The following is a 12961-nucleotide window of genomic DNA, read 5'->3' on the forward strand; positions in this document are numbered from 1 at the left end:
CCAGTAAGCTCGAAACGTGCATGTATTGAGTGTGAGCTCCCTCAAAGGTGGCGTAGGAAAGACGACAGTAAGTCTCGGCATTGCGTCGGCGGCGTTCTCACGTGGACTCAGGACGCTTGTCGTCGATCTCGATCCGCAGTCCGACGTCTCCACCGGGCTCGCAGTCGACCCTGAGGGCTTCGCGAACGTCGCAGACGTGCTTGAGTCTCCCAAGGAGAAGGTCGTGCGTTCAGCGATCGCACCGAGCGGCTGGAATGAGTTCCACGAGGGCGGCAAGATTGACCTGCTCGTTGGCAGCCCTTCCGCGATCAACTTCGACGGCCCGCACCCCTCTGCCCGCGACATCTGGAAGCTCGAGGAGGCGCTCGCGACTGTCGAGGCCGACTACGACCTCGTCATCATCGACTCCGCGCCCTCGCTGAACGCACTGACGCGTACTGCCTGGGCAGCGAGCGACCGCGTACTTATCGTCACCGAGCCGAGCCTGTTCGCCGTCGCAGCAACTGACCGCGCCCTGCGCGCAATCGAGGAGATCCGCCGCGGCGTGAGCCCACGACTGCAGCCCCTTGGAATTCTCATCAACCGCACGCAGCCGCAGTCAATGGAGCACCAGTTCCGCATCCGCGAGCTGCGTGAGATGTTTGGCCCCCTTGTGCTGAACCCGCAGCTCCCCGAGCGCCCTGCGCTGCAGCAGGCCCAGGGCGCCGCGAAGCCTGTACACCTCTGGCCTGGCGAACCTGCGCAGGAGATGGCCGCTAACTTTGACCTGGTCCTTGACCGCGTGCTGAGGTCTGCGGGCCAGGCCGCGGCGCAGGCAAAACAGGCTTAGTAGACTTGGCGCCCAGCGCGCATACGAGAGAGGGGCTCCGCGGCACATGCCGCGGAGCCCCTCTCTCGTATGCGCGAGCTACAAGAACTATGAGGTCTTTCGTGCGGCACGGCGAGCAGCAAGCTCGTCGTTCAGTGACGAGTCATCTGCGGCCTTCTCGCGGTGATCGTCGAGATCGACGAGTGAGGTCTCGACCTCACGAAGCACCTTGCCAACCGCAATGCCGAACACGCCCTGGCCGCGGCTCACGAGGTCGATGACTTCGTCGCTCGAGGTGCACAGGTAGACGCCGGCACCGTCACTCATCAGCGTCGTCTGAGACAGGTCGTGCACGCCTGCCTCATGGAGCTGCGCCACTGCGGTGCGGATCTGCTGCAGCGAGATTCCTGTGTCGAGCAGACGCTTCACGAGCTTCAGCACGAGGATGTCCCGGAAGCCGTACAGGCGCTGAGAGCCAGACCCGCTCGCGCCGCGGACTGTCGGCTCAACGAGCCCGGTCCTCGCCCAGTAGTCAAGCTGGCGGTACGTGATGCCCGCCGCACGCGCCGCGACGGCGCCTTTGAAGCCCCCGTCGATGTTCGGCTGGGGAAGCCCGTCGCTGAACAGCATCTCTGCGGAGTCCAGGTACTCCCCCGCACCAGCGCCGCTCCCGCCAAATGGCGGATCGATGTGCTCCATGACTTCCCTCTCTCGCGTTGTGCTCAATTCACCTAACGCTATCGGCGAGTGGCCCCCGAGGCAACGACCGCGAGCAGCGAATTGCGATTTCTACCTTCAGGTTCTACTTGAAGGTGAGAAAACAGCGAAATTCCGCCGATCTACAGCGCACTAAACTTGCGACGCAACACGCCGGAGCGGACAGTCTCAAGATACTCGACAAGCTCGAGCGAGCCGTCGACGGCGCCCGGAGATCCCTGCTTCTCACCGCGCGACGAAACAGCGTGAGCGAGCATCTCAGCCTCTCGCTCGGCGGCGATCCTCAGGGAGCGCAAATGCCTGGGTGTCAGACCCGCCTGAGCAAGGCGCACGAGAGCGTTGAGCTGCGCAATCGCGTCGAATGGGAAGACCTCCGTGGCAGGCAGCAGGCCGGCCGCGATCGCCTCACCAAGGAACCGCTTGTTCGTCGCAGCAGCGTGGCAGAGCTCGTCGCTCGAGAGCACTTCCTTCGACGAAAGGATCGTCGAAGCGCTGCGCTGAGACGCCCCAGGGATCACTGGATCACGCCCGGCGTCAAGCTCCTCGAGTACCTCAGCGATCTTCTTCAACGGCAGGTAGTGGTCTCGCTGTAGCGTCAGCACGAGACGAACACGCTCAACGTGCTCCTGCGAGAACTTCCGGTAGCCAGACTTCGTGCGCTCAGGCGTCACGAGCCCCTGGTCTTCAAGAAAGCGAAGCTTCGACGGAGTGAGGTCGGCGAAGTCCTCCTGCAGCGCGGCAAGCACCTGGCCGATACTGAGAAGCCCTACGGGCACAGCCCGCAGTTGCGCCGAAGCCATCAGAAGGAGCCCGGGAGATCAAACCGGGAGGCGAAGAATGTGAAGCGGAACTTTCCCACCTGCACCTCCACGCCGTCCTCGAGAACAACTTCACCCTCGATGCGCTCACCGTTGCAGTAGGTGCCGTTCAGCGAACCGCGGTCGAGCACCGAGAACACAGTTCCCCGACGTCGAAACTCAGCATGCTTACGCGAGACAGTCACATCGTCGAGGAAGATATCGGCGGCCGGGTGACGGCCAGCCACAGTCACGTCTTGGTCGAGCAGGAAGCGTGCCCCGAGATCAGGGCCACGGCGCACAACGAGCAGCGCAGCACCCGAGGGCAGCGACTGCACCGCCTCAAGCTCGTCGACGGTGAGGTCGGTGACCTGCGCGCGAATCATCGCGTTGAGATCCTCACGGAACTGCTCCGTGGCGCGTACCTCGGTATCCTTATTCCGCTTCTCGTTCACCACTATCTCACCTGTCTTATCCTTGTCGGGGCTAGAACCTCGATACTTTCCCCCTACGCTATCGCAGTGAGGCATCGCGGCGCATCCCTGGACCCGATTTCCCTCGCAGATACGCGAGAGCGCCTCTCGGCCCCGGCAGCCAGTCGTCCACTGGGCCAGGCACGCGCCTACTCGTGAGACTCGAGGAACTCGTACACCTCGTGCGAGTCGACACCTGGGAATGTGCCTGTCGGCAGGGCGGCGAGCAGGCTCGTCGGTGTCGCAGCTTCGGGCCAGGCCGAGGCCTGCCACTTCTGGGTGAGCTCGCTTGATGCTCGACGACAGCAGCGCTCGTCTGGGCAGAACGACTGCGACCTGTGCTGCGTCTCGCGCCCGCGAAACCACTTGACGTCTTCGAAGCGCACACCGACGCTCACGGAGTACTGGCCTTCCTTCGCGTTCTCAAGGCGAGACGTGCACCAGTACGTGCCCCCCGCGGCCATGTCGGTGTACTGATACCACGGATTGAAGAAGTCGGGCTGGGCGAACACCGTTCGCGCCGTCCAGTTGCGGCACACCATCGCGCCTTCGAGATTGCCAAGCGCGTCTGACGGAAATCGCACGCCGTCGTTTTCGTACGCCTTGATGAGGGTGCCAGATTCGTGCGCCTTCATGAAGTGCACGTTGAGGTCGAGCCACTCAGTCGCAAGGTTCGTGAAACGGTGCGCGGCCATCTCGTACGACACCGCGAACGCGTCGCGCAGGTCTTCCATGGAGATCTCACGGCGCTTCTTCGCGTCCTTCAGCGACTCCACCGCAGCCGCCTCGGGCAGCAGCACAGCTCCCGCGAGGTAGTTGACCTCGACGCGCTGCTTCAAGAAATCACCGTAGTTTCGGGGCTCTTCGTGGCCGCACACGAGGCTGCCGAGAGCGCGCAGGATCGGTGCCCTGGCGTCCCGTGATGGGAGGTTCGCGCTCAGGTAGATCCTGCCGTTCCGGCGATCGATGACCGACCTCGTCGAATGCGGCAAGTCGCTCACGTAGTGCAGCGTAAATCCGAGCTTCTCGGCGACCTTCGCGACAGTCTGCTGAAGCACGGGACCACCCGAGTAGCCGACGCTATCCAGCAACTCAGCCGCAGCACGCTCGAGGTCCGGGTAGTAGTTATTTGCCACACGCATGCCCGCCCGAAGCTCGGTGTTGGCGCGCCGCGCCTCCTCGGGGGTTGCGGCGCGCTCACTGTGCAGCCGCTCAACTTCCTGATGCAGCCCGATGATCGCGCGGAGCGTTTCGTCGTTCGTGGCCTTCGACACACGTATGGGTTGCAGCCCGAGCGACCTGAACACTGCGCCTCGCTGCGCGCGCTCGACAGAGATCTCGAGCGCAGCGCGCTCGCTCGGCGCTTCGTCGAGCAGGAGCTCGTCGACTGTTGACTGGAGCGCCGCCGCAAGCGCACGCAGGAGCGGAAGCCGCGGCTCGCGTTTGCCGTTCTCAAGCGCCGAAAGCTGCGAGGGCGCGCGGTCGACAGCCTGCGCGAGCTGCTCAAGAGTCATGCCGAGCTCGGTACGGCGCTCACGGATTCTACGCCCGAGCGTCAGCGCATCGCCAGCATCGCTATCGGGCTCAGCGGGGGCGAGGTCGAGGGCTTCGATCGTCATGCATCCATCGTGACAGAGCAAGATTCTTTCGGCAAGCAGAAAAAGTGCAATATTTCACGCTACAAATGGGGCACGACGGGCGATCTCCGGGCGGAAGATAGAAGCACACCACGCAGTTCCCCCGGTTCTCCGGTTCACGAAGTCATCAATGGCGAGCGACACCGACCCGGGCATTAGCAGCAACACCCAGCGGCTTCACCACACACGCACCGACACCGACTCACCACCGGGACCGGCGCACACACCACGCTAAGGACACCGAAATGAACACTCCAACCGCAACCGCTGAGCGGACACGCACCTTCTCCCCCACGGCCCACGAGCCCAAGCTCACAGTCAACGGGCGCCCCTTCGAGCGATCCGACGAGATCCTCACCCCCGAGGCACTCGCGTTCCTCACCGAACTGCACCAGCGCTTCGCGAGCACCCGCCACGAGCGACTCGCCGACAGGCAGCGCCGCCGCTACGAGATCGGCAACGGCCGCGACCCCAAGTTCCGCGAGGACACCCGCCATATCCGTGAGGATGCAAGCTGGCGCGTCGCGGCCCCGGCTCCCGGCCTCGAAGACCGGCGCGTTGAGATCACGGGTCCGACCGACCCGAAGATGACGATCAACGCGATGAACTCAGGCGCCAAGGTGTGGCTCGCTGACCAAGAGGACGCGACAAGCCCAACGTGGCGCAACGTCATCGGCGGCCAGCTGTCGCTGTTCGACGCGATTCGCGGCACGCTCGAATACACGAGCCCAGAGGGCAAGGAATACCGGGTCACTGCCGCCGAGACCCCCACGATTGTGATGCGGCCACGCGGCTGGCACCTCGTCGAGAAGCACATTCGCTTCACCGACGCGCAGGGACAGCAGGGCGCAGCGTCGGGCAGCCTCGTCGACTTCGGTCTGTACGCCTTCCACAACGCGAAGAAGCTCATCGAGAACGGCCACGGCCCATACTTCTACATTGCAAAGCTCGAGTCGAGTGAAGAGGCAAAGCTCTGGGACGACATCTTCAGTTACACCGAAGAGCGTCTCGGCCTCGCGCACGGCACGATCCGCGCGACGGTGCTCATCGAGACGCTTCCCGCGGCCTTCGAGATGGAAGAGATCCTCTACGTGCTGCGCGACCACATGGCGGGTCTGAACGCGGGTCGGTGGGACTACATCTTCTCAATCATCAAGAACTACCGCGGCCGCGGCGCCAGGTTCGTCATGCCTGACCGTAGCGAGGTCACGATGACGGTGCCCTTCATGCGGGCATACACTGAGCTGCTCGTGAACACCGCCCACCGCCGTGGAGCCCACGCAATCGGCGGCATGAGCGCGTTCATTCCGAACCGACGCGACCCCGAGGTCACGCGCCTCGCCGAGGAGAAGGTGCGCGCGGACAAGAGCCGCGAGGCAGCCGACGGCTTCGACGGCACCTGGGTTGCGCACCCAGACCTCATTCAGGTCGCGCGGGCCGAGTTCGACGCGGTGCTTGGCCACCGGCCAAACCAGATCGACCGTCAGCGGGATGATGTCGAGGTGACTGCCGCGCAGCTGCTCGACGTGCACATCGGCCGCGACATCACCGAGGCCGGGGTACGGGATAACGTCTCGATCGGCGTGCGCTACATCGAGTCGTGGCTTCGCGGTGTCGGTGCCGCCGCCATCGACAACCTGATGGAAGACGCCGCGACAGCAGAGATCAGCCGCTCGCAGATCTGGCAGTGGATCCATCAGGATCAGCGCACCGCCGACGGCACACCGATCACGCGCGCTTGGGTCTCGGATATCCTCGCGGAGACCCTGCGCGGCTTCGAGCGGTTCGAGGGCGACCGTTACGATGACGCGGCGGAGCTCTTCGCCGACGTCGCGCTCGGCGATACCTTCCCGACGTTCCTCACGGTACCTGCCTACAGCCGCTACCTCGTCGACGCGTAGAATCTCCGCGCACGTCCAAGCGCGCTGGTGGTGAAAAGGGTGGCCCCCTCCTCACGGAGGGGGCCACCCTTTTGCATCGCCAATTCGGCTAGCTTACCGTCGGGGGCCTACCGGGCGTCACCTCACGCTCAGCTTCAGCGGCTTCGAGCTCGCGGTCGCGGGCCTGCTCTGCGAGCGCCTGTTCACGATCCTGCTCAGCTGCCCTGGCCGTCGCCCGCTCAACTGCAGGGCCAAGCTCGTCGACGAGAATCGTGCGGGAGTCAAGCTGACCGGTACGGTAGGCGGCACGACCGACCATGTGAGCTGCCGTCGGCGCGGTGAGCGCCTGGAAGACGAAGACAGGCACGAGCGCGAGAAACACGCCAAGCGAGCGCTGGTCAATCGCGACGGCCGCAACAACAAGCAGCAGACCGAAGATCTGAGGCTTCGTCGCAGCGTGGAGTCGACTCAGCGCGTCGGTAAACCGAAGTAGGCCGATGCCGGCGGCCGCAGAAAGCACGGCCGCAAGCAGCAAGCAGACAAGCGCGGCAATGTCCAGTATCTGATCAAACATGCTCAGCCTCCCCCGCAGACTCGGGCAGATCCTGCTCCCCGCGCCGCTTCACGTAGCGGGCAACCACGATCGTCGCGAACGTCGCCGTCGCCGCGATCGCGACCATGATCGGGACGGAGTCAGTGTGGTTACGCGCGACCATGTCGGCGCCGAGCGCGAGAATCACTGTCGTGAGCAGCACGTCAGACGCGACCATCCTGTCGAGAATCGTCGGACCGCGCACGATACGAACGAGCGCCGCGAGCGCGGTGAACGTCAGCCCAACGCCAATCGCGATAAACATCACGAGTTCGAGAGTCACTTGCGCACCTCCGCAACTTCTTGTTTGGAGCCAAGCGTGAGAATGAGGAGCCGTTCGATCGTCGCAACGTCACGGCGCATCTTCGTAATCGACTTCTGCGACGGCGTATTCAGCACGTGCAAGTAGAGCACCGATCCAAACCGATCGACCTCGGCAACAAGTGAGCCTGGGATCAACGAGATCGTCAATCCAACGACAGTCAAAATGAAGTCGGACTTCGTGCGGAGCCGAACGGCGATGATCGACGTCATTGGCACCGGGCCCGGCCGAACCGCGAGCCACGCAACCTCGAATGAGGCCCGCGCGAGATTCCACAGGAAATAGCCGAGGTAGCGCAGCGCGTACCACGGGTTGAATCGGCCGGCGAGTGCGACGGGTGGAAGGTAGAACACACGCATCATCACGATCGAGACGACAATGCCGCTCACGAGCGAGAGCAGCGACGCCTCGCGCCAGAGCATCATCCAGAGCACAACGAGGCCAACCAGCAGCGGCAGCTCGTGGAATCGCACGATGAGTTCCATGCCCGTCACCGTGCGAGGAGTTCGCTTAGCCATTCGATACCTCCTCTGGCGCTGCCGTGGAGCCGCTGCCACCGTTCGGGTGGTCACCGTCGAGCACGAGCGAGGCGAGAACGTCTGGGTTCGCGAGATCCTCACCCGCACGCTCGGCATACCCGAATAGCGGGCCCGCCGCGAACGTGAGTACGAGACTCACCCCAATCATTCCGACAGTGGCGCCGATCATGAGCCGCGGGATTCCGCGCTTCTCTTGCGTCGGTGAGGCGTCGGGGGCATCTTGCAACCGCTCAATCATCGCCTCTTCACGCTCGCGCAGCCTCAATGCCTCGGTCGATGGCGCCTTTGCGGGCTCCTTCGCCGGACCCGACTGGACAGCTGTCGCGGGCTTCGGTCGCCAGAATGCGAGCACCCAGGCGCGTGCAAGCGCGTAGAGCGTGAGCAGCGAGACGAGTGCACCAATACCGATGAGCCAGTACGCGCCGGGTGTCTGCAGTGCCGCACCGGCCGTGAAGAGGCCCACTTTGCCGAGGAACCCAGAGAATGGCGGGATGCCGCCGAGGTTCAGCATCGGGATGAAGAACAAGACGCCGATAACCGGAGCGCTTCGCAGCAGCCCGCCAAGCCCCGAAAGCGATGTCGTGCCCCCCTGACGCTCCATGAGGCCGACTGCGAGAAACAGCGTGGTCTGCACAATAATGTGGTGAGCGATGTAGTAGATCGTCGCCGCAAAGCCAGCGGATGTCGCGATCGCGATGCCGAAAATCATGTACCCAATATGGCTAATGAGTGTAAACGACAGCATCCGCTTCACGTCGAGCTGCGAGATCGCCCCGAGGATGCCGACAATCAATGTGAGCGCGGCTATCACCATGAGTAATGGATCGACGCTGGACTCAGGGAACAGCATCGTTTGCGTTCGAATGATCGCGTAAACGCCGACCTTCGTCAGAAGGCCCGCGAACACAGCCGTCACAGGGGCGGGGGCCGTCGGGTAGGAATCAGGCAGCCAGAACGCAAGCGGGAACACAGCCGCCTTGATACCGAACGCGATAAGCAGCGCCAGGTTGAGAATGAGTTGCAGGTCGCTCGGCAACTCGGCTATCCGGGTCTGCAGCTGGGCCATGTTGACAGTCCCAGTGGCCCCGTAGACAAGGCCGATCGCCGCAAGGAACAGGATCGAGGACACGAGCGAAACGATGACGTAGGTCACACCCGCGCGAATTCGCGGCGCGGTACCACCGAGCGTGATGAGCACGTAGCTCGAGACGAGCAGGATCTCAAACCCGACGTAGAGGTTGAACAGGTCGCCAGCGATGAACGCGTTGAAGACGCCGGCTCCGAGCACCATGTACGTCGGGTAGTAGATCGAGACCGGTGTCTCCTCGTCGCCGTCGGCGAGGCCCTGCCCGATCGAGAAGATGAACACCGCGAGAAGCACAACTGCTGACACCGCCAGCATGATCGCAGAGACACGGTCAACGACGAGGGAGATGCCGTACGGCGCCGCCCAGCCGCCAACCTGCATGACGAGCGGGCCGACGCGGTCGACGATAAACATCAGCGCAATGCCGAGAATAGAGCTCGCAGTAAGGGCCACGAGGGTGATGCCGCGTTGCAGCGCGCCACGCCCCGGCGCTGCGAGGGCCAGTGCTGCGCCAACGAGCGGTATCAGAACGACGAGGGGAACGAGGAATGTCACTTGCGGGCCTCCTGCGTCTCGTCTTCTGGCACGTCTTCCTCAAACTCTGGGGCGTCCTCAAGGTCTTCTTCGGTGACCTGCCCGGTTGTGAGCGTCTCGGCGCTACCGATTGCGAGATCGTCTGCGTCATCCTCGACATGGTCGTCGCTGACGCGAGCCAGACGCCAGGAGCGATAGATGAGCGCGAGCAGGAACGCGCTCACACCAAACGTGATGACAATAGCGGTGAGGATGAACGCCTGGGGCAGCGGATCACTGATCTCCTCGTCGCCGCCAGCGATCGGTGCCGCACCGAAATCTCCCGACATCAGGAAAATGAGGAGATTCGTCGCGTTACCGACGAGCAGGAACCCGAGCATGATGCGTGTGAGGCTCCTGTCGAGGAGGAGGTACACGCCTGCGATGTACATCACTACCATCACCGCGACCAACACGAGGGGCATCGTCATCGCGCTACCTCCTCTGCGAACTCGGCTTGGTCTTCTTCTTCGTGCTCATCGATTTCGGAACCCAGACTCCTGAGCACGTCAAGCACGAGGCCGAACACGACGAGATAGACGCCGATGTCGAACAGGGTCGACGTGACGAGCGGAAGCGAACCAAATGGCCCAAGATCGACATCGACCCAGCTTGAGGAGAGCGCCGGCTGCCCAAAGAACAACGGGAGAATGGCCATCGTCACTGCAAGCGCGAGCCCGATGCCGAGGATCCTGCCAGCGTCGAGCGCCACTGTTGCTCGAAGCTCATGCCGGCCGCCCGCGAGATAACGGGCGACAAGCGCGAGACCAGCGACGAGACCGGCGGCGAACCCACCGCCAGGGGCATTGTGGCCGGACAGCAAGAGGAACACGGAAAGAATAAGGAGGCCGTGGAACACAAGCCGGACGACGACCTCAAGAATGATCGAACGACGCTCTGGCCGAAGGTAAGAGCCTGCAAGCAACCAGTTCATCCGGCTCGCGGGATCCTCTGGATCTGCAACACGGAGCAGGTGCGCTCGGGTTGCGTTGCGGGCCTCACGCCGGCTGAGATGAGGACTCTGGTCGTTTCGCGTGTTCAGGAAGACGAGGGACGCAACTCCTGTCGCAGCAGCAAGGATCACGGAGAGCTCCCCCATCGTGTCCCACGCGCGAATGTCGACGAGCATCACGTTCACGACGTTGTACCCGTGGCCTCCCTCGACCGCGAGCTGCGGCAGACCGAGCGAGATCGGGTCGGCGATCCGCGCGCCAAGCGACACGACAGCAACAGTTCCAAGAACAAGGCCAACACCCGTGCCCAACAGCAGCCTGAACGTGCGCTTCGCAAGCCTGGGCCGCGACGCCATGTGCGCGGGGAGACGACGAATCACGAGCACGAAAGCGATGAGCGTGACTGTCTCCACGAGGAGCTGGGTGAGCGCAAGGTCAGGTGCGCCGTGGAGCGCGAAGATCGTCGCCATTCCGTACCCTGTCACGCCAACAAGCAAGCCTCCCTGAAAACGTGTGCGGGCGCGCATCGCGAACAGCGCCGCGACAATCATCACGATCGCAATTGGGATATCGACCGGGCTCGAAATGAGCGACAGCTCCTCCGGCCACTGCTGCACCGAGAGCACCGTGCCGCCGAGCGCAATGACGACAACAGCGAGGATCACCGCAAGGTAGAACGGCAGCGAACCACGCTGAGTGAGCGAGGTAAACTTCACCGCCACGGTATCAAGGACGTGCGTCGCAACCCAGTAGGCGTGCGACCCCGAGAATCGCTCCGACGGTGGCGGCAGGGTCACTGCGAGGCGTTTGGCTGGGAAGAACAGGAGGACTCCGAGCACCACAATGGCGGCGGAGAAGAGCAACGGCAACGTGAACCCATGCCAGATGCTCAGGTGCTCGGGGTCACCAGCTGGCGATGCCGGAACGGCCGCTCGAATGAGCGGGTCAAGGAGCGGAGACGCAACGCCGTACAGCACGGCGATCGCAGCAAACATAGCCGGAGCGACGACGATACCCGAGGAGACCTTCGTCACAATCGGTGTAGGAGCAACACCCCGCTTTGAGGCAAAAGCACCCCAGATGAACCGGATCATGTAGCTCATTGTCAGAACGCTGCCGACGATAGCGACCGCGAGTGCCACGTAGGCTGCGGGCTGCGATGCCCCCACCTCGAGTAGCTCGGCGAACGCAGACTCCTTGGCAATGAAACCGAAGAACGGCGGCAGGCCAGCCATCGACGCTGCAGCGACAATCGAGACAAATGCGAGTACAGGAAGTCGCTTGCCGATGCCGCTCAACTTCCGGAGATCACGAACTCCAGTTGAGTAGTCGACCACGCCGACTGCAAGGAAGAGTGGAGCCTTGGCGACCGCGTGGGCGAACAACAACACGAGTCCTGCAAACGTTGCTCTCGGGTCTCCCACACCAATGACCATCACGAGGAGGCCAAGCTGGCTCACGGTCCCCTGCGCGACGATCAACTTGATATCGAACTGGCGCAAAGCACGGAATCCGCCGACGAGCATTGTGACGCCGCCGAGAATCACGAGCGTCCACCGGTAACCGGGGACATCAGCGAACGGCTCACTCATCCGAGCAATCAGATACACGCCGGCCTTCACCATGGCGGCCGCGTGCAGGTAGGCACTCACGGGCGTCGGCGCGGCCATGGCACCGGGGAGCCAAAAGTGGAATGGGAAAATAGCCGACTTCGACAGCGCTCCGAGAAGCACAAGGTAGACCGAGACTGTCACAATCGTTCCCTGCGGCGGATCTGCAATGATCTCAGAGAGCAGCGGAGTGCCGCCTGCCTGCACGATCAGCACGAACCCGACGAGCATGGCGAGTCCGCCAAGCGTCGTAATCATCAGCGCCTGGAGCGCGGCCGAGTTCGCAGTGCGCAACCGCAGAACGTGCCCGATGAGCAGGAAGGAGAAGACTGTCGTCGCTTCCCAGAAGATGAACAACAGGTAGACGTTGTCTGCGATGACAAGACCAAGCATGCTCGTGGCGAAGCCCATGAAGACTGCGGCAAATCGCGGGATGCCGAGCTCACCGTCGTCGAAGTAGTGGGAGCAGTAGAGCAGCACGAGCGCGCCGGCTCCGGTCACGAGAAGCGCGAACAGGGCAGAGAGCGGGTCAAGCCTGAACGTGAGATTCACGTTCAGCTGCGGGATCCACTCGAGATGTTCGACGAGCGTCTCGCCCCCAAACACCTCGGCCGAAAGCACGACAAAGACGCCGAAAACGGCAGCCATAGCCGCGGCGAGAGCGAGAAAGACGCGACGCCCAAACCGCTTCACAAGCGGATGAGAAACAAGAGACACGAGCGCGAGGAAGAGAATAGTACCCATCATCGCGCCCATTGGCTGCCTACTTTCGCATTGTCCGTCGTCCAGCTACCAGTTTATCGGATGATTGAGGGCAGCGATGGCCTCTCTACCAATCCGGTGTGAACTTCGAGGACGGCGCGCCGGCGAGCGGATGCGTCCCTGAAATGACGAAAGCCCCGGAGCGCAATTGCTCCGGGGCTTTCTCAACAAAATGTTCGGCGGTGTCCTACTCTCCCACGAGGTCCCCCTC

At 63.1% G+C, this 12961-nt stretch carries 12 protein-coding genes; 2 read left to right on the forward strand and 10 right to left on the reverse strand.

Annotation, left to right across the window (positions count from 1 at the left end; genetic code table 11):
* Nucleotides 1-16 precede the first annotated feature (16 nt).
* Nucleotides 17-829, forward strand: coding sequence for a ParA family protein (locus tag ACF07D_RS14925; RefSeq protein WP_119279297.1), 813 nt, complete (start codon nt 17-19; stop codon nt 827-829).
* Between the two features lie 87 nt (nt 830-916).
* Here the strand turns inward: ACF07D_RS14925 and ACF07D_RS14930 are convergent, their stop codons facing one another.
* The 4 genes from ACF07D_RS14930 to ACF07D_RS14945 all read right to left on the reverse strand — a co-directional run bounded on the left by ACF07D_RS14930 (nt 917) and on the right by ACF07D_RS14945 (nt 4414).
* Nucleotides 917-1438, reverse strand: coding sequence for a MerR family transcriptional regulator (locus tag ACF07D_RS14930; protein WP_255809743.1), 522 nt, complete (start codon nt 1436-1438; stop codon nt 917-919).
* 209 nt (nt 1439-1647) lie between these two features.
* Complete coding sequence (locus ACF07D_RS14935; protein ID WP_391505431.1) at nt 1648-2301, reverse strand: MerR family transcriptional regulator; 654 nt, start codon at nt 2299-2301, stop codon at nt 1648-1650.
* A gap of 23 nt (nt 2302-2324) precedes the next feature.
* The gene (locus ACF07D_RS14940) at nt 2325-2708 is read right to left on the reverse strand and encodes an FHA domain-containing protein (RefSeq protein ID WP_370647881.1); all 384 of its coding nucleotides are present in this window, start codon (nt 2706-2708) and stop codon (nt 2325-2327) included.
* Between the two features lie 236 nt (nt 2709-2944).
* A complete protein-coding gene (locus ACF07D_RS14945) occupies nt 2945-4414 on the reverse strand; it encodes an XRE family transcriptional regulator (RefSeq protein ID WP_119281600.1) in 1470 nt (489 codons plus the stop codon).
* 263 nt (nt 4415-4677) lie between these two features.
* Between ACF07D_RS14945 and aceB the strand changes: the two genes are divergently transcribed.
* Nucleotides 4678-6333 (forward strand): malate synthase A, encoded by a 1656-nt coding sequence (aceB, locus tag ACF07D_RS14950; protein WP_391505432.1) that lies wholly within the window; start codon nt 4678-4680, stop codon nt 6331-6333.
* Nucleotides 6334-6421: 88 nt separating this feature from the next.
* Here aceB and mnhG read toward each other — a convergent pair whose 3' ends face one another.
* The 6 genes from mnhG to ACF07D_RS14980 are packed head-to-tail and all read right to left on the reverse strand — an operon-like array spanning nt 6422 to nt 12744.
* Nucleotides 6422-6886, reverse strand: coding sequence for a monovalent cation/H(+) antiporter subunit G (gene mnhG, locus ACF07D_RS14955; RefSeq protein WP_119281598.1), 465 nt, complete (start codon nt 6884-6886; stop codon nt 6422-6424).
* Nucleotides 6879-7169 carry a monovalent cation/H+ antiporter complex subunit F gene (locus tag ACF07D_RS14960; protein WP_119281603.1) on the reverse strand — a complete coding sequence of 97 codons (291 nt, stop codon included), beginning with the start codon at nt 7167-7169 and terminating at the stop codon, nt 6879-6881. The genes mnhG and ACF07D_RS14960 overlap by 8 nt, the downstream gene beginning before the upstream one ends.
* A gap of 14 nt (nt 7170-7183) precedes the next feature.
* On the reverse strand, nt 7184-7744 hold the full coding sequence (locus ACF07D_RS14965) for a Na+/H+ antiporter subunit E (RefSeq protein ID WP_391505433.1): 561 nt from the start codon (nt 7742-7744) through the stop codon (nt 7184-7186).
* Complete coding sequence (locus tag ACF07D_RS14970; protein WP_391505434.1) at nt 7737-9407, reverse strand: Na+/H+ antiporter subunit D; 1671 nt, start codon at nt 9405-9407, stop codon at nt 7737-7739. The genes ACF07D_RS14965 and ACF07D_RS14970 overlap by 8 nt, the downstream gene beginning before the upstream one ends.
* Nucleotides 9404-9856: a Na(+)/H(+) antiporter subunit C gene (locus tag ACF07D_RS14975; protein ID WP_119281595.1), complete on the reverse strand. Its 453-nt coding sequence runs from the start codon at nt 9854-9856 to the stop codon at nt 9404-9406. The genes ACF07D_RS14970 and ACF07D_RS14975 overlap by 4 nt, the downstream gene beginning before the upstream one ends.
* Nucleotides 9853-12744: a Na+/H+ antiporter subunit A gene (locus ACF07D_RS14980; protein ID WP_391505435.1), complete on the reverse strand. Its 2892-nt coding sequence runs from the start codon at nt 12742-12744 to the stop codon at nt 9853-9855. Before ACF07D_RS14980 ends, ACF07D_RS14975 begins: the two co-directional genes overlap by 4 nt.
* Between the last annotated feature and the right edge of the window lie 217 nt (nt 12745-12961).

It is taken from the genome of Leucobacter sp. NPDC015123 (assembly GCF_043080205.1).
Lineage (GTDB): Bacteria > Actinomycetota > Actinomycetes > Actinomycetales > Microbacteriaceae > Leucobacter > Leucobacter aridicollis_A.